Genomic DNA, 22,454 nt, shown 5'->3' on the forward strand with positions numbered 1-22,454 from the left:
GCGCGCGGCTGTGACGACCCGGCCACTTCCATTGACTGTTCTTCGATACTCTGAGGCAGGTAGCTAATCAGGAAAAATAGGCCGCTAGCGCAGATATCACGTGCGCTAGTAGCTATTTTTTATATAGCAAACAGGCGCCAACTGCAAGCCTGGAATTTCCCAGCCCCGCAGGCTGCGCGGCGGCCTACACTGTGTGCAACGCATCCACGTTGCAGCACACACCATGCCCGCTATCCCAGCCCCCCGCGTAGAACATTTACAGCAGGCCCTGTTGTGGCCCGTGCGCCTGATGCCGGTGCGCGGCAGCGAGGGCGGCGTGGCCAAGCCCTGGGAGCTGCTAGCCAGCATGGGCGACACCTCGCCCTGGCGCGAAGTGGTGGACGAGTTCACCGGCGACAGCAGCCGCTTCCACGAGCGGCACTACAACGAGTTCGTCAGCTTTCTGCCCTATGTGCAGCGCTTTCTGTACGGTGAAGGCCGCCCCAAGCATGGCGCACCGGGCGTATCCCACGGCTCGCCGATGCGGGTGTTCCGTCGCCATGACATCGCCGCCGTACGCGTGGTGCCGCGCCCCGGCGATGCGCCCATCACGCTGGACATCGTGCATGTGGACCTGTATTTCTTTCTGGACGTGGACCTGGTGCTGCTGAATGTGGAGGTTTCGGCCCAGCACCTGGAACTGGCCCAGGCGCAGGAGCTGCTGTACCGCTTCGGCCGCGCCTACCCCGCCGGCTGGGACGCGCAAGGCCAGGCCCTGCACTGCCTGGCCCGCGCCGAATGGCTGGACGCGCAGGGCCAGGTGCTGGCTGCCTCCGATGCCCACGAGCGCGACGCGTTTTTGTCCCACGTCAGCACGCGCCGTGCGCCGCGCCTGTCGGCCCACTGGGACTATGCGATGCAGCCCCTGGTGGGTGACCATTCCGACCACGAAGGGCCGCTGCGCTTTCGCCAGATCGAGTACTACCGCATGCCCTTGATGGCCTACCTGGCGCTGGACCGGCCGCGCGACCTCAGCCGCAGCGATTTCATCCGCCTGGGCCTGGTTACCGGCTCCGGGGCACACGAGCCTGCGGGCAGTTGCGAGCTGCCTTACGGCGAGCAGCACCTGGCCGACTTCGAGAAAAAGTACTGTTACGACCGCTTCTGGGCCGAGGGTGGTGCCGCCCCGAACACCCGCTATCTGTGCAACGGCCACGCCATGGTGGTGCTGGGCGAGGCGGGCAGCAACTTCTACACCTGCCGCGACCGGGGCGTGCTGGCGCAGTTCCGACACCAGCATTTCCTGGTGTTTCTGATCGCGCACTTCCAGAAGGCTGCGCTGCTGATGTATTCCGACCGCATGGCCGAGGCGCTGAAGAACCTGGACATCAGCAACGCCGACAGCGTACGCCACTTCAAGCGGGCCATCCGTTACGGCTTCTCCAGCTTTCTGCGCTTCACCCACCGCTACTGGTTCCACGAGGTATCCGAACAGGCCCAGGTGCGTGCGCTGTTCAAGATGTGCGCCCAGCACCTGGGGCTGGACCCGCTGTATGCCGAGGTGAAGGAACGCATCGCCGAGATGAACCAGTACCTGGAGGCCGACAGCCTGCGCCGCCAGGCCAACACCGTGGTGCGCCTCACCGTGGTCACCATCTTCGGCCTGATCGGCACCGTCACGACCGGCTTCCTGGGCATGAACCTGCTGGCCGAAGCCGACGCCCCGCTCGACCGGCGGCTGTGGATCTTCGCCATCACCTTTGTGCTGACCACCGTGCTCACGGTCTACACCATGGTCAAGTCCAAGCGCCTGTCGGACTTTCTGGACGTGTTGTCGGACGAACGCACCAGCGCCTGGTTCAAAGCCAAGGCGCTGTTCGCGGTCTGGACGCGCAAGGACGATTGAGCCGGGTTACTGTTCCGTAGCCTCGAAATCCGCGCGGTAGATGCAGAACTGCCCGCGCCCCAGTGACTTGGCCTGGTACATGGCGATATCTGCACAGCGCAGCAGTTCGGCCATGGTGTGGGAATGGTCCGGGCAGGCGCTGATACCAATGCTGCCGCCGATCAGGGCCTCATGGCCGTCCAGCACAAATGGCTGCGCCAATGCATGGACCATTTTCTGCGCCAGAAGCGCAACATCGTTCAGGCTTTTGACGTTTTCCAGAATGACGGCGAACTCATCTCCGCCGATGCGGCAGACCACGTCGTTGTTGCGCAAAGTATGGGTCAAGCGCTGCGCCACGGACCGCAGCAATTCATCGCCCATGTCGTGCCCCAAGGTGTCGTTCACCGCCTTGAACCGATCCAGGTCAATGAACATAAGGCAGCTGCGACCGCCATAACGCAATGCATTTCCCACAGCCTGTTCGGCCCGCTCCTTGAAATAATGCCGATTGGCCAGGCGGGTCACGTTGTCATAGTAGGCCAGCTGGTTGAGCCGCACATCGCGCTCATGGATATGCGAAAGCATGGTGTTGAACGCCTGCGACAGGTCGCCAATTTCGTCCTTGCTCTCGACGATTTCACGCAGGGTGTAGTCCTCTTTATTGGCCACGTGGTGGGTCAGCGCGACCAGGCGCGACAGGGGGTCAATGATGCGCGCAATAAGACGGCGCGCCAGCCACAGCGCGCACCCCACACCGGCCAGCGTGCTGATGAAAATGACCATCGCATACCACTGGATGCGCATATAAAAAGCATCCAAGCTGCTTTCTATCAACAACCAACCAACGGCCTCGTGCTTGAGGTATGCGCGGCGCACCACCCCCATCCCATTCCAGGAAATGGTTTCGCCGTCCGCCAGATTCGCCACCGACAACGCCTGAGGGGCCTTGCCATTCGCAATATATTGGGCATAGAAGCTGCCATCAGGCAGCAGCAGCACGGCACGGGAAATATTGGGCGATGCACGCAAGGTGTCCAGAACCTCCGTAGCAGCCGAAAGATCCCGAAAGGCCAACGCGGCTGCAACATTGTCCCGAATGATGTCTGCCTGCACCTGCAACTCTTTCAGCGCAGCCTGACGTACTGCCAGGTATTCGTACCCCAGGGTGACACTGACGATAGGCAACATGGCGGCCAAGATCACCATGACTGTGATCCCGCTGAGCTTGCGCTGTATAGATTGATCGTGAAACCAATCCCAAAATTTCATGGAGAAACGACCCGTGAAGCCAACCTCAATAACTTGGAACTGAGCTGAAGATTAGCCAATTTGGTAGCAGCCGCATTGACTTCAAAAACCAGCCTACGATTCTCAGGCGCCAGACTGATCATGGCCCCCGAAGTCCACGGCAAACCGTCGTCGGCCACGGTCAATATGGGGGCTCGACCAATGGTGTTCACCAGCAGGGCCACGCGGGTGTTACTGGTTTCGCTGATAAAAATCAGCCTGCATTGCAAGGCATCTTCAATATGCTCGATACGCCGCACCTGGATTTTCTGACCGCTGACCTCTTTGCCATTCAGCGCATCCAGCGCAGGACCAAAAGAGTCCTGCCCATACAAACACAAATTAAAGGTGTTGGACGGAGATGCGGGCCAGGTCGTCAGCAAGGCGAAGTTATAGATATATGCCGCCTTCATGGTGTATTCAGGCACGGCCGGCGTTGTTTGCGCATGGGCCACCAGCCCAAGCGGCAAACTCAGGACAAGCCATAGCAGGATACGGCCCATCATTTGAAGTCCCGGCTGATCTGCAGCCAAATATTGCGGCTATCCCGGTGATACACCTGCAGGCCGTTACCTGGGTTTTTCACGTCGGTGTAGCTGCTGTTGAAGGCATTGCGCACACTCAGGCTGACTTGCCAGTTCGGCCACCAATCTCGCGACGTCAAAGCCAGGTTGGTCATGACCGAGGTGGGTATCTCTTCGTGGTCATACCGCAAACGTCGGCCCAGAACCTGTACCTCCGTGCCGAGTCTTAGCTTTTCGCCCACCAGGGGTACGGTGAAGTTGAACTTCGCGTTGTGGTAGGGCGAATCAACCGGCCAAGTACCGTCATCTTTGCGTGCCCGCTGCCACGCATAGCTGGTGCGCAGACGCGTGCCGTTGCTCCATTGGTGCTCCAGCTCGGCTTCCACGCCATGGGTGGAAATGGGCGAAACAATGGTTCGCTGGTCTATGTTGTAGCTATACACCGAGGTAATGAGCCGCGTGGTGGGGGCCAGTTGCTGTTCCCACACCAGCTCGGTGTTATGCAGGCGCTCGATAGGTGCATCCGGTACAAACGACTCCACATTCGGCGTGGGTTGCAAATGGGCAATCCCCGTAGATAGTTTGAGAACGCTACCTTGGGTAGGAGTCCAAATTAAGGCAATCCGGGGGCTGGTAAAGCCTGTACCGTTGTTTCGGTGATCGTGGCGCAACCCCAGGTTAAGCTGCCAATTGGCCGCTAACGCAATGTCGTCATAAGCGTACAAACTAACTGTTTTGCGCTGCTGGTCGTCCACATAGGGATCAGAGTCTGGGGTACTGAATTGGTAGAGCTGTCGATAGTCGTTGCGCAGTTCTGCACCCACAACCACGGTGTGCCCTTTGAACGCGTTGCTGACAAGCTTGTTATCCACGCCCCACCACCGGCCATCACTGGACTCCGTGCCCCCTCCATCAAAATTGGAATGGTAAAGGTACTGGCCCAGATAGACATGGCTGGACAATTTGAGTCCTGGGCTCAGGTCAGAATCCTTCTTCAAACTGGTAAAGCCGCTGGAGTCGGTGGAGACGTCTTCGGGGCTACCCGGTATCGCAACCGGGCGCCGCACCATAGCTGCCGTCAGTGTCCAGCCCTGGACGCTGCCTTTGATAAATAGACGCTGGTTGCTCTCTTTCTGCCCCAGGCCTTTGGCGTCAGAGTCGGGGTCAATCGGAATGTCATAACCATTGCTGCGGTAATTTGAGATGGAGAGCAGCAAATCCCCGCCGTTCTCAAATCGACGCCCCATCGTCACGCGCTGCTTTTGCAGATGATGACTGCCGAAATCCAGCGCAACCTGGGCCCCCGCGAAGTCCCCGCCCTTCTTGGTAATTACGTTGATGACCCCAAGGAATGCGCCGCCGCCATAGCTGCTGGAGCCGGTTCCGGGGATGTACTCCACGCGGTCAATCAACTCCACGTCAAGAAAACCATCCTCACCAAAATAGGTTTGGCCGAAATAATTCTCGGGGGCTGCATAGCCGTCAATCAGCAAGGTAATGCGCCCAGCGTAATCGCCAGGATCGCCATAGCCCCGACCGCCCAGATAGGCATAACGGAAGTCATGCGCCATGTAGAGCCCCCGCATGCTGCTCAATATGTCGTCCAACGTACGGTAGCCATAGTCCCGGATGTCTTGCGCCGTCACAATGGACACCGCAGAAGCCGCATCGCTGACCTGCCTGGCAAGCTTGGCAGCGGTGACAATTTCGGTGTCTAGCAGCTCTTCAAACGGCCGTTGCGTCACATCCAAAACGCCAACACTGTCCTCTGCATTGGCGCGCGACATGCAAGCGCCCGACACCAGCGCCGCAACGGCCCAAACAGCGCCCAGGCGCCGGCCAAATAACTTCACGCGCACGCACGCTCCTGAGCGACCCATCGCTGCAATCCGCCTGATTGGGCAAACCATCCGCGAGGCGCCACATCGGAGCGCAAAGAACTATTTGCTTTCATTTGATCCAATTGCTGTCTCGGCCGATCTCATCTCCATCAACAGGGCCATTGTATGAATTGGGCTGCCCATGTATCCGTTTGTTACGTGAGATTTTGCCGCATAGGTCGCTTTTCACACAACTACAACACTATGCAGGTTCGGCGTTATGCTGATAGCTCCTATCCGGCTCGCACCCACTCCAAGCCATGCAACCCATACAACTCTTCGACCCCGCGTCCAGCACCTACACCTATGTGCTGGTAGACCCGGCCAGCAAGGCCGCCGCCATCATCGACCCGGTGGATGCCCAGCTGGAGCGCGACATGGCCTTGCTGGCCGCGCAAGGCCTGTCCCTGGTATGGACGCTGGAAACCCATGCCCATGCCGACCACATCACCAGCGCCGGCCTGTTGGCCGAGCATGCCGGCGCCAAAACCGCCGTGCCCAGCGGCTGCGGCATTTCCGGCGCAGCGGTACAGCTGCAGCATGGTGACTTCCTCAGCTTTGGCAGCGAGACCCTGCAGGCACTGCACACGCCCGGCCATACCGCGGGCAGCATGAGCTTTGTCTGGCGCAACCATGTATTCACCGGCGACACCCTGCTCATCAACGGCTGCGGCCGCACCGACTTCCAGTCCGGCAGCACTCAGGCGCTGTACCACAGCCTGACGCAGATCCTGTTCGCCCTGCCTGACGACACCATGGTCTGGCCCGGCCATGACTACCGCGGCCAAAGCCATTCCACGATTGGCGCCGAAAAAGCCCATAACCCCCGCATCGCCCACAAAACCCTGGAAGAATTTACCGCCACCATGGACGCCCTAAACCTCCCCCGCCCCCAACGCATGGACGAAGCCGTGCCCGCCAACCTGCATTCCGGCCTGCGCCATGACGCGGATGCACCCGCCCAGCCCAGCGGCATCCGGGCTGCCCAGGGCTATGCCGGCGACGTGTCGCCCCAGCTGGCCTGCGCCTGGTGGCAGGCGGGTGAAGCCGTGCTGATCGATGTGCGCACCGACGCCGAACGCGAATGGGTCGGCTTTGTACCGGGAGCAGTACCCCTGGCCTGGAAGCAGTGGCCCGGCATGGCCATGAACCCCGACTTCGACGCCGGCCTGCAGGCCGCCCTGGCTGGTGGAAAAAAAGCCGTCATGCTATGCCGCAGCGGCGTGCGCTCCGTAGCGGCGGCCAAACGCGCTGCCGAGCTGGGTCTGCAGGCCTACAACATCCTGGAAGGCTTCGAAGGCGATCCAGATGGCGACGCCCACCGCGGCCGCAAAGGCGGCTGGCGCTTCCACGGCCTGCCCTGGCGCCAAGGCTGAACACCCGCCCTGGGTGGACGCCGATAATGCGCGCTAAGAACACGGAGACCGCAGGATGAGTTTTCTCGCCATCGACATTGGCAACACCCGGCTCAAGTGGTCGCAATACTCCGCCCCCCACCCCGGCGCGACCTTGCTGGCCCACGGCGCGGAATTCCTGGAGAACATAGACAAACTGGCCGAAGGCCCCTGGGCCGGGCTAAGTGCCCCCGACAGGATGCTGGGCTGCATCGTCGCTGGCGACGCCGTCAAGCGCCGCGTCCATGAGCAGATGGAACTGTGGGACGTCGCCCCGCAGTGGGTCGTGGCCAGTGCGGCCGAAGCCGGCCTGACGAATGGCTATGACCACCCCACCCGCCTGGGCGCCGACCGCTGGGTCGCCATGGTGGGTGCCCGCCACCGCATGCTGGCCCAGGGGCAGACCCGACCCATGGTGGTGGTGATGGTGGGCACCGCGGTCACGGTGGAGGCCATCGACGAACACGGCAAGTTCCTGGGCGGCCTGATCCTGCCGGGCCACGGCATCATGCTGCGCGCGCTGGAGTCCGGTACGGCCGGCCTGCACGTGCCCACCGGCGAGGTGCGCCTGTTCCCCACCAATACCAGCGACGCACTGACCAGCGGCGGCACCTACGCCATCGCCGGCGCGGTAGAGCGCATGGTGCAGCACGTGCGCCAGCACTGTGGCATGGAGCCGGCCTGCTACATGACCGGCGGTGCCGGCTGGAAGATGGCGCCCAGCATGTCAGTGCAATTCGAGCTGGTGGACAACCTGATTTTCGACGGCCTGCTAGCCTTGGCGGCACTGCGTTTCAACACTGAAAGTTAAGGGCTTTTTAGGCCTCTAGCGCAGGAAATACCTGCGCGAGCAGCTATCTATTTTGAAGCAGTCGAATCCGCGGATGCCAGCCACATCTCGGCCAATCGCACCCAGTAGGTGGCGCCCAGGGGCAGCAGCCTGTCGTTGAAGTCGTAACTAGGGTTGTGCAAGGTGCAAGGCCCTTCGCCATGGCCCATGGAACGATGGTCGCCGTCGCCATTACCAATAAAGCAGTAAGCGCCCGGCTTGGCCAGCAACATGAAGGCGAAGTCCTCGGCGCCCATGGTGGGCTCCTGCTTCACCACATTTTCGGGGCCGACGATGCTCTCCATCACCTTGCGGGCGAACCCGGCCTCCATCGGGTGGTTGATGGTGGGCGGGTAGTTCCGCACAAATTCGAATTCACAGCGCGCGTCAAAGGCACTGCACAGGTTATCGGCAATCTGGCGCATGCGCGCCTCGATCAAATCCAGCACCTCGATGCTGAAGGTGCGCACCGTGCCCTGCAGCTCGACGCTGTCGGGCACGATATTGGTGGCCGAACCACCATGCACCATGGTGACCGAGATCACCCCGGCGTCTATGGGTTTTTTATTGCGGCTGATGATAGTCTGGAAGGCCAGCACCATCTGGCAGGCAATGGGCACCGGGTCCACCCCCATCTGCGGCATGGCGGCATGGCTGCCCTTGCCGTGGATGGTGATCTTGAATTCATTGCTGGACGCCATCACCGGCCCGGGGCTGACGGCAAACTGCCCCTCCCCCATGCCCGGCCAGTTATGCATGCCGAACACGGCTTCCATGGGGAAGCGCTCGAACAGCCCCTCTTGCACCATGTCGCGGGCGCCGCCGCCGCCTTCCTCGGCCGGCTGGAAAATCAGGTAAACCGCGCCGTCAAAGTTGCGGTGCTCGGCCAGGTACTGGGCCGCGCCCAGCAGCATGGCGGTATGACCGTCATGGCCACAAGCATGCATCTTGCCGGGGTACTGGCTGGCATGCGCAAAAGTGTTGAACTCTTGCAGCGGCAGCGCGTCCATGTCGGCGCGCAGGCCGATGGCACGTTTGGACGTGCCGTTCTGCACCATGCCCACTACGCCTGTACCGGCCAAGCCGCGGTGGAAAGGTATGCCCCACTCGGTCAGCTGGCGCGCCACGAGGTCGGCGGTGCGTACCTCCTGAAAGCTCAGCTCCGGGTGGGCGTGCAGGTCGCGGCGCAGTGCTGCGATGCCGGGGGCCTGCTCGGCAATGGCTTCAATGATGGACATGGCTTGGCTCCTTCAGGTGCGTACCCGCCCATCGCCGGTCAGCATGGACAGGTCTACATAGCTCGACCCCACGTGGTCGGTGGAGGAAAAGGTGACGGAGAAGCCCCCATAGGACTGTGCGCCCAGCGATTCCAGCCCGCTCACCACCGACTCACGGGACAGGCCCTTGCCGGCCGCTGCGCGCTTCAGGCCGTCCACCATCACCATGGCGGCCAGGTAACCTTCCATGCTGGAGAAGTTGGCCTTGGCATCGCCGCCCGCGGCCTTGACCGCCTCCACGAAGCCGTGGGCCAGTGGCGTGCTCGCGCTGTACGGCGACGGCACCACCTGGCTTACCACCACGCCCGCGGCGTCGCGGCCCAGCTCGTCGGCCAGGGCCTGGGTTCCGACAAAGGACACATTGAAAAACTGCCCGCCATAGCCTGCCTTGCGTGCCCCACGAATAAAAGCGGCACAGGATTTGTAGGCACTGATCTGCACAATCGCATGCGGTGTGGCGGCGCGCAGTATCTCCACCGAACGCGCCACATCGACGGAATTGCGCTCCACCGTGGCGGTAGCCACCGGCTTGCGGCCCAGCTTGGACAGGGCCAGATTCACGCCGTCCAACCCGGCCTTGCCGTAAGCGTCGTTTTGGTAAAACACCGCGATACGGTCCAGGCCCAGCTGGGTCAGCTGCTTGACGATGCGGGCGGTTTCGTCCTGGTACGAGGCCCGCACATGGAAAGCATATCTGCTGAATGGATCACGCAGCGACATGGCGCCGGTCAGCGGCGCCACGAAAGGCGTTTTGGCCTGGATCGCCAGCGGCAACGCCATCAGGCTGGTGGGCGTACCTACGTAGCCAAACAGAGACAGCACGTCGGCAGCCAATAGTTTGCGGGTGTTTTCCAGGCAGCGGTCAGGCTCGTAGCCGTCATCCAGCGAGCGCAGCTCGATCTGCCGCTGGGCAATCCCCCCTTGGGCATTCACGTGGTCAAAGTACAGCTGGGCACCCTGCGCATACTGAATACCCAGCTGGGCTGCAGGCCCGCTGAGTGCTGCAGATTGGCCCAACACGATTTTCCCGCTGGACTGGGCACGCACCATGGGGCTGCCCGCCATGGCAGCAACCCCAGCGGCAATAGAAAAATGTCGGCGATTTATCATGGGTCCATTCTGTCAGAAGCGAATTAACCATCATGCACGTACCCGAATCCAGCAGCACCCACCAGGTGCGCGGCGCCTGCCCCCACGACTGCCCGGACACCTGCTCCCTGCTGACCACGGTGCAGGATGGCATCGCCCTCAAAGTACAGGGTAATCCGGCGCACCCGCACACCGACGGAGTGCTGTGCGCCAAGGTGTCGCGCTATACCGAGCGCACCTACCACTCCGAACGCCTGCTGCAACCGCTCAAGCGCACGGGCCCCAAGGGATCGGGCCAGTTTGCCCCCGTGAGCTGGGACGAAGCGCTGGCGGACATCGCCGCACGCCTGCAATCCATCGCCGCCCGCAACCCCGAGGCCATATTGCCCTATAGCTACGCCGGCACCATGGGCCTGGTACAAGGCGAAAGCATTGCCGCACGCTTTTTCCACAAACTGGGCGCCTCGCTGCTGGACCGCACCATCTGCGCATCCGCCGGTGGCGAAGGGTTGCTGCAGACGCTGGGCGGTAAGGTGGGTATGAAGGTGGAGTTCTTTGCCGAGTCCAAGCTGATCCTGATCTGGGGCAGCAACTCTATCGGCAGCAACCTGCATTTCTGGCGCTATGTGCAGCAAGCCAAACGCAACGGCGCACGCCTGGTCTGCATAGACCCACGCAAAACCGAAACCGCAGAAAAATGCCACGAGCACATCGCCCTGCGCCCGGGTAGCGACGCGGCCCTGGCCCTGGCCTTGATGCACCAGCTGATCACCCACGACTGGTTGGACCACGCCTATCTGGCCGACCACACGTTGGGCTGGCCGGAGCTGCGCGAACGCGCACTGCAATGGCCGCCAGAGCGCGCCGCCGAAGTCTGCGGCATACCTGTGGAGCAAATCCAGGCGCTGGCCCGTGATTACGGCCAATGCTTTCTGGACGGGCAGCCCGCCGCTATCCGCCTGAACTACGGCATGCAGCGCACCCGGGGCGGTGGCAATGCCACGCGGGCCGTGGTCAGTCTGCCCGCGTTGATTGGCGCCTGGCGGCATCGAGCCGGCGGCGTGCTGATGAGCAGCTCGGGGCTGTTCCCGGTACAACGCGCCGCGTTGCAACGCCCTGACCTACTGGCCGGCCGGCAACCCCGGACCATCAATATGAGCACGATTGGCGACGCCTTGCTAGACACGTCTGCAGCACCCATCGAGGCCCTGCTGGTCTACAACAGCAACCCGGTGGCCGTGGCCCCCGAATCCGGCAAGGTGGTGCAAGGCTTCGCGCGCGAGGACCTGTTTACCGTGGTGCTGGAACACTTCCAGACGGACACGGCCGACTACGCCGACTACATCCTGCCAGCCACCACGCAGCTGGAGCACTGGGATGTACACAGCGGCTACGGCCATACCGATGCGCTGCTGAACCGGCCGGCCATCGCACCCGTGGGGCAGTCCAAACCCAATACACAAATCTTTCGCGAGCTGGCGGCCCACATGGGCTTTGACGAGCCCTGCTTCAGCGACAGCGACGAAACCTTGTGCCGCACCGCCTACGGCGAGCAGCTTGATTTTCAGCTCTTGCTGGAGCAAGGTTTTGCCACCATCGCGCTACCGGACGCGCCGTTTACGCAAGGGCAATTCCCCACGCCTTCGGGCAAATGCGAGTTCTACAGCGCACGCCTGGCCGCGCAGGGCCTGGATGGCCTGCCCGATTACCTGCCGAACTACGAGGCTGCAGGCGCCTCTGCAGACTATCCGCTGGCCATGATTTCGCCGCCGGCACGCAATTTTCTCAACTCCAGCTTCGTCAACGTCACCAGCCTGCGCGACATCGAAGGCGAACCCTTGCTGGAAATCCATGCGGATGACGCACGGGCACGCGGCATCAGCAACGGAGCGGTCGTCCATGTCTTCAACCAGCGTGGGATGTACCGCTGCAAGGCGAAGGTATCGCCCCGAGCCCGTCACGGAGTCGTCAACGGGCTGGGTATCTGGTGGCGCAAACTAGGCCTGGACGGCAGCAACGTGAACCAGCTCACCAGCCAAAAGCTGACCGACCTGGGACGCGCGCCAACGTTTTACGATTGCTGGGTGGAAGTCGCATTGGACATCCCAGCTGAAATGCCTGAAACCCCAATCGCTTAGGCAGCGACGGCGTTCTTCTCCGACTTGCTTTTAGCTGCAGTGGCAGCTGGTGCACCGACTACCTGCCAAATAGTCTTGAACTTGGTTTCAGGAATGGGCAGGAGTTGGGTACGTTCTGCCTCTACGGGCGCTGCGGGAACCACGGGTGCTTTCTTAGCCATGAATACTTTCAAATTTTCGAGAGCGCCGATTGTCGCAGCTACGGAGCGACGTTCCGCATTGCGGGGCATCTGAAAACCATGACAACACCCACTCGCCGAGCATAAATGTTGCCCCCATGCGACATATATCTGAGCCCTACCGATGGACCTCACCAAACGGTCGCCTGCGACTATCCAGCTTATGGTTGAAAATAAGGGTCCTCGGGGCACGCAGACTGGCGCCCTTCCACTTTCAGAACACTCCATTTCCTGTGACCACTTCCCTCGCTCCGTCGCCTGCCTCCAAGAACGCACGCAAGTCACGCCCCGCACGTGCCCCACAACCCAGCCGCACCGTGCACCCACTGCTGGATGTACTGCGCAATCTGTATCCCCAGGTTTTTGGCGACCGCGTAGTGCCCCTCAAGCTAGGTATCTTCCATGAATTGGTCGCAGCCCATCCTGAGGCCTTGGACGCCAAGGCCTTACGTGAGGCCTTGGGCCAACACACACGTTCCACGCGTTATCTGGACCGGGTGGCCAGCGGCCTACCACGCCACGGCCTGGATGGCCAAGCTGTGGAGGAGATGGCTCCAGAACACGTGCACCAGGCCATCATGGAAGTCGCTCGCCGGGACCGCAACAGCCAGAGCGCGGCCTCCCAAGCCAAACTGCGCTTACGGCTACGAAATGCCTTTGAAGCATCAGGACTCAGTCGTGGCGACTATGCAGAGCGCGTCAAGCCACCGCTGGAAGCCTGGAATGCATTGTTAGATGAGGCTTACACAGAGCATGGTGCTGAAGCCGCCAAACGAGAAGCTTTGCTGAAGGCATTTGAAGGTAGCGGCCAAACCCCTGCACAATTTGCGGACAGCTACGGTATGGATGCACAACGCACAGAAAAGTCTTTGGAGCTGGCGCAGCAAGAGCGTGCATGCAAACAAGGTAATTAAAAGCATCCAGCGGGCATGCCCCGCTGTGAGCTCTGTACTTTTGAGGCTACAAACCGCTGCTGGATGGCGTTAAAAACTGAAAGATCCAGAAATGAAAAAACCCACTCAAGGTGGGTTTTTTCATTCACGACAAATACTTGTCGAAACTGGTTGCGCGAGTAGGATTTGAACCTACGACCTTTGGGTTATGAGCCCAACGAGCTACCAGGCTGCTCCATCGCGCGGTATGTTTCTATTATAGCAGCTTATTCTTGGTCAGCTGATATTTCTACAACTTCTTTTGTCTCAGCACGATCGACCAGCTCGACCAATGCCATAGGCGCGTTATCGCCCACACGGAACCCCATCTTCAAGATACGGGTGTAACCACCTGGACGGGCGTTGAAACGCGGGCCCAGATCATTGAACAGCTTGGTCACGCTATCGCGATCGCGCAGGCGGTCGAACGCCAGACGGCGGTTCGCAACAGTTGCTTCCTTGGCCAAAGTGATCATGGGTTCGATCACGCGGCGCAATTCCTTGGCCTTGGGCAAAGTGGTCTTGATGACTTCGTGTTCAATCAACGAATTCATCATGTTGCGCAGCATAGCCAGGCGGTGCGAGCTAGTGCGGTTAAGTTTACGAAGTCCGTGTCCGTGGCGCATGGTGCATTCCTTTCAATTATTTTGACGCGCAGCCGGATCAGGTACTGCGCGTTGCACGCTGTCCTTTGCAGGACATTTTTAAATTAACGCTTGTCGAGGCCAGCAGGTGGCCAGCTTTCAAGCTTCATTCCCAAGGTCAGACCGCGGGAAGCCAAAACTTCCTTGATCTCATTCAAGGACTTACGCCCCAGATTGGGAGTCTTCAACAACTCATTCTCGGTGCGCTGAATCAGATCACCGATGTAGTAGATGTTTTCTGCTTTCAGGCAGTTTGCAGAGCGGACCGTCAATTCCAGCTCGTCTACAGGACGCAACAAGATAGGATCGAATTGAGTGCTGCCGCGTGGTGCAGGCTGTTCAAATACGCCGGCCAACTCGCTACCTTCCAGCTGCGCAAACACCGCGAGTTGTTCGACCAAGATTTTAGCCGATGCGCGCACAGCATCTTCTGCCGAGATCGCACCATTGGTTTCGATCTCAACCACCAGCTTATCCAGATCGGTACGTTGTTCAACGCGGGCACTTTCCACGGTGTAGCTTACGCGCTTCACTGGGGAGAAAGATGCATCCAGAACAATGCGGCCAATCGACTTCGTCTGCTCATCCGCATAACGGCGCATGCTACCTGGAACATAACCACGGCCTTTTTCAACCTTGATTTGCATGTCCAGCTTGCCGCCCTGCGACAGGTGCGCAATGACATGTTCTGGGTTGATGATTTCCACGTCATGCGGAGTTTGAATGTCGGCAGCGGTAACAACACCGTCACCGTCCTTGCGCAGACTCAGCGTAACTTCATCACGGTTGTGCAGCTTGAAAACCACGCCCTTGAGATTCAACAGAATGTTGACAACGTCTTCTTGAACGCCATCGATCGAAGAATACTCATGCAAAACACCAGCAATCGTCACCTCAGTCGCTGAATAGCCCACCATAGACGACAGCAGCACGCGACGCAACGCATTGCCCAGCGTATGCCCGTAACCACGTTCAAATGGCTCCAGCGCCACTTTGGCACGGTTGTGTCCCAATTGCTCAACATTGATGGCTTTGGGTTTCAGCAAATTAGTTTGCATGCATGCTTCCTCTCAATACCCCCAGCTCGTTACACCGGTAAGGCAAGTGTTGGTTCTAGACTGCAGTGCCCCGCAGCCTAGGAACAAAATCAAACGAAAAATGCGGAATTAACGCGAATACAACTCAACGATCAAAGATTCGTTGATGTCAGCAGCAAACTCGTCGCGATCAGGAATCTTCTTGAAAGTACCTTCAGCTTTCTCGACACTCACTTCTACCCAGGCAGGCAAACCAACTTGTTGCGCCAATTGCAGAGCTTCAACAATACGGTTCTGCTTCTTGGACTTGTCGCGAACAGACACGATGTCACCAGTCTTAACCATGTAAGAAGGGATGTTCACAGACTGACCGTTTACCGTAATCGCCTTGTGGGACACCAGCTGACGTGCTTCAGCACGCGTGGAGCCAAAACCCATGCGGTAAACCACATTGTCCAAGCGAGACTCCAGCAGGAACAACAGGTTTGCACCGGTATTGCCCTTGCGGCGATCCGCTTCTTCGAAGTAGCGACGGAACTGACGCTCCAAAACACCATACATGCGCTTTACTTTTTGTTTTTCGCGCAGTTGGAGACCGAAGTCAGAAGTACGCGCACCAGAGGTACGGCCGTGCTGACCAGGTTTGGAGTCGAACTTAGCCTTGTCGCTGATCGAACGACGTGCGCTCTTCAGAAACAGATCTGTGCCTTCACGGCGAGAGAGTTTGGCCTTGGGGCCGAGATAGCGTGCCACTTGAGCTTCCTTTTATATTATCTTCCGCGAAAAATCCGCGGGAGCCATCTGATCAATACAGACGGCGGTGGGCTTATTTAAAAACGTACCCAGAAATGTTGATCTGGAATTAGATCCGACGACGCTTTTGAGGGCGGCAACCGTTGTGCGGCACAGGCGTCACATCCGCGATGGACGTGATACGGATACCGAGGGCACCCAATGCACGGACAGACGATTCACGACCAGGTCCAGGACCCTTGATTTCTACATCCAGATTCTTGATACCTTGCTCAATGGCGGCACGACCGGCCACTTCCGATGCAACCTGGGCAGCAAACGGTGTGGATTTACGCGAACCCTTGAAACCCTGACCACCGGACGAAGCCCAGGACAAGGCATTGCCTTGGCGATCGGTAATCGTGATGATGGTGTTGTTGAAGGAAGCATGCACGTGGGCCACGCCGTCGGAAACGTTCTTGCGAACTTTCTTGCGCACGCGCTGCGATGCATTACTTTGCTGAGCTTTTGCCATAGTGATCTCTCAATCTCTTTATTTCTTCAGGGACGCCGCAGCCTTACGCGGACCCTTACGGGTGCGGGCGTTGGTACGGGTACGCTGACCACGCATAGGCAAACCGCGACGGTGGCGGAAACCACGGTAGCAACCGATGTCCATCAATCGCTTGATATTCATCGTGGTTTCTCTACGCAGATCGCCTTCAATGGTGAATTGAGCGATCTGGTCGCGGATCTTTTCCAGATCTGCGTCGGTCAAGTCCTTGACCTTCTTGGAATATGCAATGTCGCATGCTTCGCAAATCTTGCGAGCGCGTGTGCGACCGATGCCGAAAATAGCCGTCAAGCCAATTTCTGCATGCTGTTGCGGCGGAATATTAATACCAGCGATACGTGCCATGTGCGTCCTCTAAAACTTTTCTATCAACCTTGACGCTGTTTGTGGCGGGGATCTGTACAGATCACACGAACCACACCCTTGCGGCGGATGACTTTACAGTTACGGCAGATTTTCTTAACCGAAGCTGAAACTCTCATTTAACTCTCCTAAAACTTTTTTGCCAGTCCTACCTATATCGGCCGGAACACAATACGAGCCTGCGAACAATCGTAGGGCATCACCTACAAATACTCTTATCAAGTACCTGCTGAAGATTTGAAATTTGCCTTTTTCAGCAATGACTCATATTGCTGCGACATCATGTAGTTCTGCACTTGGGCCATGAAATCCATGGTCACTACAACAATAATCAGCAGCGAAGTACCACCAAAATTAAACGGCACATTGTATTTAAGCACCAGTATTTCAGGGATCAAACAAACAAAGGTGATATAGACAGCGCCAGCCAAAGTCAGGCGGAGCAAAATTTTGTCTATATAACGCGCTGTGTGCTCACCAGGCCGAATACCAGGAATAAAAGCGCCACTCTTCTTCAGGTTATCTGCTGTCTCACGGCTATTGAAAACCAAGGCCGTATAGAAGAAGCAGAAAAACACTATCGCACTTGCATAAAACAGCACGTAGACTGGTTGACCAGGACTCAGCATTCCTGCGACATCCTTTAACCAACGCAGCGATTCCGTTGTGCTAAACCAGTTCACCACCGTGGCTGGCAACAAGATGATGGAAGAGGCGAATATTGGAGGAATCACGCCTGCCATATTCAGCTTCAACGGCAAGTGCGAAGACTGACCACCATAAACTTTATTGCCAACTTGCCTTCTGGCGTAATTCACCAAAATCTTGCGCTGACCCCGTTCAACGAAAACAACGAAGTAGGTAACCAATGCGACTACAGCAACAATGAAAATGGAAGAAATAATGCTCATCGCACCAGTCCGCACCAATTCCAGCAGTCCACCAATAGAGCCAGGCAAACCCGCAGCAATACCGGCAAAAATCAGAATCGAAATACCGTTACCCAAACCGCGCTCAGTGATCTGCTCACCCAACCACATCAAGAACATGGTTCCTGCTGTCAAGCTGACAACGGCCGTCATACGAAAACCGAAACCAGGCGACAAAACCAAACCAGGCGAACTTTCCAACCCTGTTGCAATTACCAAGGATTGAAACAACGCCAAACCTAACGTTCCATAGCGAGTGTACTGAGTAATCTTACGACGACCAGATTCGCCTTCCTTTTTCATCTGCTCAAACATCGGCACCACATATCCCATCAATTGCATAATGATGGAGGCCGATATATAGGGCATGATTCCTAAGGCAAATACTGTGAAGCGCGACAAAGCGCCACCCGAAAACATATTGAACAAACTCAATATGCCGCCTTGCTGCCCTTTGAAAAGCTGTTGCAGTTGTGCTGGATCAATTCCGGGAACCGGAATATGCGCACCAATTCGGTACACAACCAGCGCCAGCAACAAAAACACCAAGCGGCGACGCAGGTCACCAAACTTACCCGTTTTTGCAATTTGAGCGCTAGTTGCCACCGAATATTTCCTTCAACTGTAAAGTCAAACCAAGCTGCCGCCAGCAGCTTCGATCGCAACCTTAGCTGCGGCCGTAGCGCCGATACCGGTCAATTTGACAGCCTTGGTCAATTCGCCAGTCTTGATGACCTTGACGACCTTGGCCAATTCACCAATCAAACCAGCTTGCTTCAACAGCATGACGTCAACTTCTGCTGCGCCCAGTTGCTCGAGAGCAGTGAGAGTCACTTCAGCATTGAACTTCAGCAAATGCGATTTGAAACCACGCTTTGGCAAGCGGCGTTGCATAGGCATTTGACCGCCTTCAAAACCTACCTTGTGGTAACCACCGGCACGCGATTTTTGACCTTTGTGGCCACGACCTGAGGTTTTACCCAGGCCAGAGCCAATGCCGCGACCGACGCGACGCTTGGCGTGCTTTGCGCCCGCTGCGGGCTTAATGCCATTGAGTTCCATCGTCATCCCTTAGAGGACTTTGACCAGATAACTGATCTTGTTGATCATGCCGCGGACTTCAGGCGTATCTTGCAATTCGCTAACACTGCGAATCTTGCGTAGACCCAAACCACGAACGGTAGCGCGATGCGATTCTTTCGTGCCGATAGGGCTACGAACCAGCGTCACTTTGATTGTTTGTTGCGTTGTCATATCAATGCCCTTGCTTAAGCGAGGATCTCTTCAACGTTCTTGCCGCGCTTGGCTGCAATATCCGCTGGAGTGGTCGAGTTACGCAAGGCGTCCAGAGTTGCACGCACCATGTTGTAAGGGTTGGACGAACCGTGGCTTTTCGCAACGATGTCGGTGATACCCATTACTTCAAAGACAGCGCGCATTGGGCCGCCTGCAATGATGCCGGTACCCTTGGGAGCCGGAGCCATCATTACGTTGGCTGCGCCATGCTGACCGGTCACCTTATGAAAAACGGAACCGTTCTTCAAGGTCACCTTGACCATATTGCGACGCGCTTCTTCCATCGCCTTTTGAACAGCTGCTGGAACTTCCTTGGACTTGCCCTTGCCCATGCCAACGCGGCCTTCGCCGTCGCCGACCACGGTCAAAGCTGCAAAACCGAGAATTCGGCCGCCTTTAACAACCTTGGTCACGCGGTTCACCGCGATCATCTTCTCGCGCAGACCGTCCTCAGGCCCTTCAGCCTTACCCTGCATTTTTCCTTGAACTTTAGCCATGATTTTTTCCGATCTGCTTAGAACTGCAAGCCAGCTTCGCGGGCAGCATCGGCAAGCGCCTTGACGCGGCCGTGGTACGCAAAACCTGAGCGATCAAACGCTACTTTTTCAACACCAGCGGCTTTGGCTTTTTCGGCAATCAGTTTGCCGATAGCTTGAGCAGCAGTTGTGTTGCCACCCTTGCCAGAACCACCAAGTTCTTTGCGAACCGCAACTTCTGCAGTCGAAGCGCTGGCCAAAACCTTGGCACCGTCGCCAGAGATAACACTGGCGTAGATGTGCAGATTCGTACGATTTACCGTCAAGCGTGCAACGCCTTGGGTCGCAATACGAATGCGGGTTTGGCGAGCACGGCGGAGACGCTGTTCTTTTTTGGTCAACATGTTGCGGCTCCTTACTTCTTCTTGGTTTCTTTGATCGTGATCTTCTCATCCGAATAACGGATGCCCTTGCCCTTGTAAGGCTCGGGAGGACGAATCGCACGAATCTCAGCAGCCACTTGGCCAACGCGTTGACGGTCCGCACCCTTGATCAGAATTTCTGTCGGGGTGGGCGTCGCAACGGTGATACCAGCAGGCATATCGATATTAACGGGGTGGGAGTAACCCACAGCCAAGTTCAGCTTGGCACCTTGAGCGGCGGCTTTGTAGCCCACGCCTATCAGGCTCAGCTTCTTCTCGAAACCCTTGGTCACACCAACAACCATGTTGTTTACCAGCTGACGCATGGTGCCCGACATGGCATTGGCTTCACGTGATTCATTCGCTGGGGCAAAGGTTAACTTGCCGGCATCATTCACCACTTTGACCAGTGCATTTTGGGTCAACGACAGCGTGCCGCCGGTGCCCTTGACATTGATTTGGTCGTCCTTGATTGCCACATCCACACCAGCGGGGATGGCAACAGGCATTTTTCCTACGCGAGACATTTGCTATTTCTCCTGCTTAAGCGACGTAGCACAAGACTTCGCCGCCAACGCCGGTAGCGCGGGCTTTGCGGTCGGTCATCACGCCTTGGGGGGTGGTGACAATCGCCACGCCCAAGCCATTCATGACTTGAGGAATGGCATCATGGCCTTTGTAAACACGCAGGCCAGGACGGCTTACGCGTTCGATACGTTCGATCACTGGGCGACCGGCGTAGTATTTCAAAGTGATTTCCAGCTCACTTTTGCCAGCATCGGTTTTCACCTTGAAGCCGTCAATGTAGCCTTCGTCCTTCAGCACTTGGGCAATCGCCACCTTCACTTTGGAAGAGGGGATCGATACGGTAGTCTTGGCTACCATTTGCGCATTGCGGATACGGGTCAGCAAGTCGGCAATGGGGTCACTCATACTCATGTCTAGTTCTCCTGCCTTACTTACCAGCTGGCCTTAACCATACCGGGGATATCGCCAGCGAAAGCCAGCTCACGCACCTTAGCGCGGGCCAGACCGAACTGACGGAATGTGCCACGTGGACGACCCGTGATCGCGCAACGATTGCGTTGGCGAGTGGGGTTTGCGTTACGTGGGAGCTGTTGCAGAGCCAGACGGGCTACTGCGCGCTCTTCTTCGCTTTTCTTTGCGTCGTTCGAAGTTGCCTTCAGTTCCGCATGCTTAGCTGCATATTTGGCGACCAGACGGTCACGCTTGAGCTCGCGCTCGATCAAAGCTTTTTTAGCCACACGTCACCTCAGTTCTTGAACGGAAAACGGAAACCAGCGAGCAGTGCCTTGCACTCTTCATCGCTCTTTGCCGTCGTCGTGATGCTGATATTGAGACCGCGCAAGGCATCAACCTTGTCGTACTCGATTTCAGGGAAAATGATCTGCTCTTTTACGCCGATGTTGTAGTTACCACGGCCATCAAAAGCGCGACCGGAGATACCTCGGAAGTCACGTACACGGGGCAAAGCCACGGTCACGAAACGATCCAGGAACTCAAACATCTGAACGCCGCGCAGAGTCACCATGCAACCAATGGCCTGGCCTTCGCGAATCTTGAAACCGGCGATAGCCTTCTTGGCCTTGGTCACCACAGGCTTTTGGCCGGCGATCTTGGTCAGGTCAGCAACGGCGTTGTCCATAACCTTCTTGTCGGATACAGCTTCGCTCACACCCATATTCAAGGTGATCTTGGTGAAACGTGGAACTTGCATCACCGAGGTGTAGCCAAACTTGGCCATCAACTCTGGAGCGACTTTTTCGCGGTAGTGTTGTTGTAAACGTGCCATGCTCATGCCACCTTGATTTCTTCGCCGCTGGACTTGTAAACGCGTGTGCGCTTGCCGTCCGCCAGCACCTTGATTCCAACACGATCAGCCTTACCGGTAGCAGCATTGAAAATGGCTACGTTGGACTGGTGAATTGGCATGTTCTTTTCGACGATGCCGCCAGCCTCACCCTTCATGGGATTGGGCTTAGCGTGCTTCTTGACCATGTTGATACCATCGACCAACAGGTAAGAATCATCTTTACGCAGCGCGACAGTACCGCGCTTGCCTTTATCGCGCCCGGTGAGCACGACGACTTGGTCGCCTTTGCGAATCTTGTTCATGTCGCGTCCTTACAGAACTTCAGGGGCCAAGGACACGATCTTCATGAACTTTTCAGTGCGCAATTCGCGCGTCACTGGTCCGAAGATGCGGGTGCCGATGGGCTCCAGCTTTGCATTCAGCAACACAGCTGCGTTGCCATCGAATTTGACCAGCGAACCGTCTGCACGACGGATACCTTTGGCCGTGCGCACCACCACTGCACTGTAGATCTCGCCTTTTTTGACGCGACCACGTGGAGCGGCTTCTTTGATGCTCACTTTGATGATGTCGCCAACGCTAGCGTAACGACGCTTGGACCCGCCCAGCACCTTGATGCAGAGAACGGATTTCGCGCCGGTATTGTCGGCAACATCTAACCGGGATTCAGTTTGGATCATGTCTATGTTTTCCCAACTTGCATCGAGTGCCTCAGCCTAAGCCGCAGCACGCAATCAGTCTTGGGCCCGTC

The 22,454-nt window shown here is 57.7% G+C and carries 27 protein-coding genes, 1 tRNA gene and 1 pseudogene; 6 read left to right on the forward strand and 23 right to left on the reverse strand.

Going from position 1 to position 22,454, the window contains the following annotated elements; genetic code table 11:
- Positions 1–223 precede the first annotated feature (223 nt).
- Positions 224–1,885 carry a hypothetical protein gene (locus tag AC07VY_RS21675; protein ID WP_495099269.1) on the forward strand — a complete coding sequence of 554 codons (1,662 nt, stop codon included), beginning with the start codon at positions 224–226 and terminating at the stop codon, positions 1,883–1,885.
- 6 nt (positions 1,886–1,891) lie between these two features.
- Here the strand turns inward: AC07VY_RS21675 and AC07VY_RS21680 are convergent, their stop codons facing one another.
- Genes AC07VY_RS21680 through AC07VY_RS21690 form a run of 3 tightly spaced genes read right to left on the reverse strand, consistent with a single transcriptional unit; the run spans position 1,892 to position 5,465 of the window.
- Entirely contained in the window at positions 1,892–3,073 is a 1,182-nt protein-coding gene (locus AC07VY_RS21680; protein ID WP_495099270.1) for a diguanylate cyclase domain-containing protein, read from the reverse strand.
- Between the two features lie 59 nt (positions 3,074–3,132).
- A complete protein-coding gene (locus AC07VY_RS21685; protein ID WP_495099271.1) occupies positions 3,133–3,657 on the reverse strand; it encodes a YfiR family protein in 525 nt (174 codons plus the stop codon).
- Positions 3,657–5,465 carry a TonB-dependent receptor plug domain-containing protein gene (locus AC07VY_RS21690; RefSeq protein WP_495099272.1) on the reverse strand — a complete coding sequence of 603 codons (1,809 nt, stop codon included), beginning with the start codon at positions 5,463–5,465 and terminating at the stop codon, positions 3,657–3,659. The genes AC07VY_RS21685 and AC07VY_RS21690 overlap by 1 nt, the downstream gene beginning before the upstream one ends.
- 353 nt (positions 5,466–5,818) lie before the next feature.
- On the opposite strand from AC07VY_RS21690, the pseudogene AC07VY_RS21695 reads away from it, so the two are divergent.
- From AC07VY_RS21695 to AC07VY_RS21705, 3 genes and pseudogenes are all read left to right on the forward strand, one after another.
- Positions 5,819–6,319: pseudogene (locus AC07VY_RS21695) on the forward strand (MBL fold metallo-hydrolase); the annotation flags it as partial.
- Between the two features lie 138 nt (positions 6,320–6,457).
- Positions 6,458–6,934 carry a rhodanese-like domain-containing protein gene (locus AC07VY_RS21700; RefSeq protein ID WP_495076907.1) on the forward strand — a complete coding sequence of 159 codons (477 nt, stop codon included), beginning with the start codon at positions 6,458–6,460 and terminating at the stop codon, positions 6,932–6,934.
- 55 nt (positions 6,935–6,989) lie between these two features.
- On the forward strand, positions 6,990–7,763 hold the full coding sequence (locus tag AC07VY_RS21705; RefSeq protein ID WP_495099273.1) for a type III pantothenate kinase: 774 nt from the start codon (positions 6,990–6,992) through the stop codon (positions 7,761–7,763).
- Positions 7,764–7,810: 47 nt separating this feature from the next.
- Here AC07VY_RS21705 and AC07VY_RS21710 read toward each other — a convergent pair whose 3' ends face one another.
- Positions 7,811–9,019, reverse strand: coding sequence for a M20 aminoacylase family protein (locus AC07VY_RS21710; RefSeq protein ID WP_495099274.1), 1,209 nt, complete (start codon positions 9,017–9,019; stop codon positions 7,811–7,813).
- Positions 9,020–9,031: 12 nt separating this feature from the next.
- Positions 9,032–10,168: an ABC transporter substrate-binding protein gene (locus AC07VY_RS21715; RefSeq protein ID WP_495076787.1), complete on the reverse strand. Its 1,137-nt coding sequence runs from the start codon at positions 10,166–10,168 to the stop codon at positions 9,032–9,034.
- Positions 10,169–10,200: 32 nt separating this feature from the next.
- Here AC07VY_RS21715 and AC07VY_RS21720 point away from each other — a divergent pair, with 32 nt between their 5' ends.
- Both AC07VY_RS21720 and AC07VY_RS21725 read left to right on the forward strand, forming a co-directional pair.
- Entirely contained in the window at positions 10,201–12,285 is a 2,085-nt protein-coding gene (locus AC07VY_RS21720; protein WP_495099275.1) for a molybdopterin-containing oxidoreductase family protein, read from the forward strand.
- 412 nt (positions 12,286–12,697) lie between these two features.
- Positions 12,698–13,378, forward strand: a complete 681-nt coding sequence (locus tag AC07VY_RS21725; RefSeq protein WP_495099276.1) for a ProQ/FinO family protein — start codon at positions 12,698–12,700, stop codon at positions 13,376–13,378.
- 147 nt (positions 13,379–13,525) lie between these two features.
- On the opposite strand, the gene AC07VY_RS21730 is transcribed toward AC07VY_RS21725, so the two are convergent.
- The 18 genes from AC07VY_RS21730 to rplN all read right to left on the reverse strand — a co-directional run bounded on the left by AC07VY_RS21730 (position 13,526) and on the right by rplN (position 22,383).
- Positions 13,526–13,602: transfer RNA gene (locus AC07VY_RS21730), tRNA-Met, on the reverse strand.
- A 21-nt stretch (positions 13,603–13,623) separates the two neighbouring features.
- Positions 13,624–14,022, reverse strand: a complete 399-nt coding sequence (gene rplQ / locus AC07VY_RS21735; RefSeq protein WP_490591324.1) for a 50S ribosomal protein L17 — start codon at positions 14,020–14,022, stop codon at positions 13,624–13,626.
- A gap of 83 nt (positions 14,023–14,105) precedes the next feature.
- A complete protein-coding gene (locus AC07VY_RS21740; RefSeq protein WP_490591325.1) occupies positions 14,106–15,098 on the reverse strand; it encodes a DNA-directed RNA polymerase subunit alpha in 993 nt (330 codons plus the stop codon).
- A 108-nt stretch (positions 15,099–15,206) separates the two neighbouring features.
- A complete protein-coding gene (gene rpsD / locus AC07VY_RS21745; RefSeq protein ID WP_495099277.1) occupies positions 15,207–15,830 on the reverse strand; it encodes a 30S ribosomal protein S4 in 624 nt (207 codons plus the stop codon).
- 109 nt (positions 15,831–15,939) lie between these two features.
- Positions 15,940–16,344, reverse strand: a complete 405-nt coding sequence (rpsK, locus tag AC07VY_RS21750; protein ID WP_092757621.1) for a 30S ribosomal protein S11 — start codon at positions 16,342–16,344, stop codon at positions 15,940–15,942.
- Between the two features lie 18 nt (positions 16,345–16,362).
- The gene (gene rpsM / locus AC07VY_RS21755; protein ID WP_483302262.1) at positions 16,363–16,728 is read right to left on the reverse strand and encodes a 30S ribosomal protein S13; all 366 of its coding nucleotides are present in this window, start codon (positions 16,726–16,728) and stop codon (positions 16,363–16,365) included.
- Positions 16,729–16,751: 23 nt separating this feature from the next.
- On the reverse strand, positions 16,752–16,865 hold the full coding sequence (gene rpmJ, locus AC07VY_RS21760; protein ID WP_028820150.1) for a 50S ribosomal protein L36: 114 nt from the start codon (positions 16,863–16,865) through the stop codon (positions 16,752–16,754).
- Positions 16,866–16,964: 99 nt separating this feature from the next.
- The gene (secY, locus tag AC07VY_RS21765) at positions 16,965–18,281 is read right to left on the reverse strand and encodes a preprotein translocase subunit SecY (protein ID WP_495076791.1); all 1,317 of its coding nucleotides are present in this window, start codon (positions 18,279–18,281) and stop codon (positions 16,965–16,967) included.
- A 24-nt stretch (positions 18,282–18,305) separates the two neighbouring features.
- Positions 18,306–18,737 carry a 50S ribosomal protein L15 gene (gene rplO / locus AC07VY_RS21770; RefSeq protein WP_495099278.1) on the reverse strand — a complete coding sequence of 144 codons (432 nt, stop codon included), beginning with the start codon at positions 18,735–18,737 and terminating at the stop codon, positions 18,306–18,308.
- A gap of 9 nt (positions 18,738–18,746) precedes the next feature.
- Positions 18,747–18,929 carry a 50S ribosomal protein L30 gene (gene rpmD / locus AC07VY_RS21775; RefSeq protein WP_495076793.1) on the reverse strand — a complete coding sequence of 61 codons (183 nt, stop codon included), beginning with the start codon at positions 18,927–18,929 and terminating at the stop codon, positions 18,747–18,749.
- Between the two features lie 14 nt (positions 18,930–18,943).
- Positions 18,944–19,468, reverse strand: a complete 525-nt coding sequence (gene rpsE, locus AC07VY_RS21780) for a 30S ribosomal protein S5 (RefSeq protein ID WP_490591330.1) — start codon at positions 19,466–19,468, stop codon at positions 18,944–18,946.
- A gap of 17 nt (positions 19,469–19,485) precedes the next feature.
- Complete coding sequence (gene rplR, locus AC07VY_RS21785; protein ID WP_490591331.1) at positions 19,486–19,851, reverse strand: 50S ribosomal protein L18; 366 nt, start codon at positions 19,849–19,851, stop codon at positions 19,486–19,488.
- A gap of 11 nt (positions 19,852–19,862) precedes the next feature.
- Positions 19,863–20,396 (reverse strand): 50S ribosomal protein L6, encoded by a 534-nt coding sequence (rplF, locus tag AC07VY_RS21790; RefSeq protein WP_495076794.1) that lies wholly within the window; start codon positions 20,394–20,396, stop codon positions 19,863–19,865.
- 16 nt (positions 20,397–20,412) lie between these two features.
- Complete coding sequence (gene rpsH / locus AC07VY_RS21795) at positions 20,413–20,808, reverse strand: 30S ribosomal protein S8 (RefSeq protein ID WP_490591333.1); 396 nt, start codon at positions 20,806–20,808, stop codon at positions 20,413–20,415.
- 20 nt (positions 20,809–20,828) lie between these two features.
- Positions 20,829–21,134 carry a 30S ribosomal protein S14 gene (gene rpsN, locus AC07VY_RS21800; protein ID WP_490591334.1) on the reverse strand — a complete coding sequence of 102 codons (306 nt, stop codon included), beginning with the start codon at positions 21,132–21,134 and terminating at the stop codon, positions 20,829–20,831.
- Positions 21,135–21,142: 8 nt separating this feature from the next.
- Entirely contained in the window at positions 21,143–21,682 is a 540-nt protein-coding gene (gene rplE, locus AC07VY_RS21805; protein ID WP_495076795.1) for a 50S ribosomal protein L5, read from the reverse strand.
- Between the two features lie 2 nt (positions 21,683–21,684).
- Positions 21,685–22,005 (reverse strand): 50S ribosomal protein L24, encoded by a 321-nt coding sequence (gene rplX / locus AC07VY_RS21810; RefSeq protein ID WP_495076796.1) that lies wholly within the window; start codon positions 22,003–22,005, stop codon positions 21,685–21,687.
- Between the two features lie 9 nt (positions 22,006–22,014).
- On the reverse strand, positions 22,015–22,383 hold the full coding sequence (rplN, locus tag AC07VY_RS21815) for a 50S ribosomal protein L14 (RefSeq protein ID WP_315192381.1): 369 nt from the start codon (positions 22,381–22,383) through the stop codon (positions 22,015–22,017).
- Positions 22,384–22,454: the final 71 nt, after the last annotated feature.

Source organism: Rhodoferax sp. GW821-FHT02C08, from assembly GCF_059421805.1.

What these genes read in the sequence shown, in the direction of transcription:
- AC07VY_RS21675 (WP_495099269.1), top strand. Translation starts at nt 224, where the DNA reads ATGCCCGCTATCCCAGCCCCCCGCGTAGAACATTTACAGCAGGCCCTG.
- AC07VY_RS21680 (WP_495099270.1), bottom strand. Translation starts at nt 3,073, where the DNA reads ATGGTGATCTTGGCCGCCATGTTGCCTATCGTCAGTGTCACCCTGGGG.
- AC07VY_RS21685 (WP_495099271.1), bottom strand. Translation starts at nt 3,657, where the DNA reads ATGGGCCGTATCCTGCTATGGCTTGTCCTGAGTTTGCCGCTTGGGCTG.
- AC07VY_RS21690 (WP_495099272.1), bottom strand. Translation starts at nt 5,465, where the DNA reads ATGTCGCGCGCCAATGCAGAGGACAGTGTTGGCGTTTTGGATGTGACG.
- AC07VY_RS21700 (WP_495076907.1), top strand. Translation starts at nt 6,458, where the DNA reads ATGGACGAAGCCGTGCCCGCCAACCTGCATTCCGGCCTGCGCCATGAC.
- AC07VY_RS21705 (WP_495099273.1), top strand. Translation starts at nt 6,990, where the DNA reads ATGAGTTTTCTCGCCATCGACATTGGCAACACCCGGCTCAAGTGGTCG.
- AC07VY_RS21710 (WP_495099274.1), bottom strand. Translation starts at nt 9,019, where the DNA reads ATGTCCATCATTGAAGCCATTGCCGAGCAGGCCCCCGGCATCGCAGCA.
- AC07VY_RS21715 (WP_495076787.1), bottom strand. Translation starts at nt 10,168, where the DNA reads ATGATAAATCGCCGACATTTTTCTATTGCCGCTGGGGTTGCTGCCATG.
- AC07VY_RS21720 (WP_495099275.1), top strand. Translation starts at nt 10,201, where the DNA reads ATGCACGTACCCGAATCCAGCAGCACCCACCAGGTGCGCGGCGCCTGC.
- rplQ (WP_490591324.1), bottom strand. Translation starts at nt 14,022, where the DNA reads ATGCGCCACGGACACGGACTTCGTAAACTTAACCGCACTAGCTCGCAC.
- AC07VY_RS21740 (WP_490591325.1), bottom strand. Translation starts at nt 15,098, where the DNA reads ATGCAAACTAATTTGCTGAAACCCAAAGCCATCAATGTTGAGCAATTG.
- rpsK (WP_092757621.1), bottom strand. Translation starts at nt 16,344, where the DNA reads ATGGCAAAAGCTCAGCAAAGTAATGCATCGCAGCGCGTGCGCAAGAAA.
- rpsM (WP_483302262.1), bottom strand. Translation starts at nt 16,728, where the DNA reads ATGGCACGTATCGCTGGTATTAATATTCCGCCGCAACAGCATGCAGAA.
- rpmJ (WP_028820150.1), bottom strand. Translation starts at nt 16,865, where the DNA reads ATGAGAGTTTCAGCTTCGGTTAAGAAAATCTGCCGTAACTGTAAAGTC.
- rplO (WP_495099278.1), bottom strand. Translation starts at nt 18,737, where the DNA reads ATGGAACTCAATGGCATTAAGCCCGCAGCGGGCGCAAAGCACGCCAAG.
- rpmD (WP_495076793.1), bottom strand. Translation starts at nt 18,929, where the DNA reads ATGACAACGCAACAAACAATCAAAGTGACGCTGGTTCGTAGCCCTATC.
- rpsE (WP_490591330.1), bottom strand. Translation starts at nt 19,468, where the DNA reads ATGGCTAAAGTTCAAGGAAAAATGCAGGGTAAGGCTGAAGGGCCTGAG.
- rplR (WP_490591331.1), bottom strand. Translation starts at nt 19,851, where the DNA reads ATGTTGACCAAAAAAGAACAGCGTCTCCGCCGTGCTCGCCAAACCCGC.
- rplF (WP_495076794.1), bottom strand. Translation starts at nt 20,396, where the DNA reads ATGTCTCGCGTAGGAAAAATGCCTGTTGCCATCCCCGCTGGTGTGGAT.
- rpsH (WP_490591333.1), bottom strand. Translation starts at nt 20,808, where the DNA reads ATGAGTATGAGTGACCCCATTGCCGACTTGCTGACCCGTATCCGCAAT.
- rplE (WP_495076795.1), bottom strand. Translation starts at nt 21,682, where the DNA reads ATGGCACGTTTACAACAACACTACCGCGAAAAAGTCGCTCCAGAGTTG.
- rplX (WP_495076796.1), bottom strand. Translation starts at nt 22,005, where the DNA reads ATGAACAAGATTCGCAAAGGCGACCAAGTCGTCGTGCTCACCGGGCGC.
- rplN (WP_315192381.1), bottom strand. Translation starts at nt 22,383, where the DNA reads ATGATCCAAACTGAATCCCGGTTAGATGTTGCCGACAATACCGGCGCG.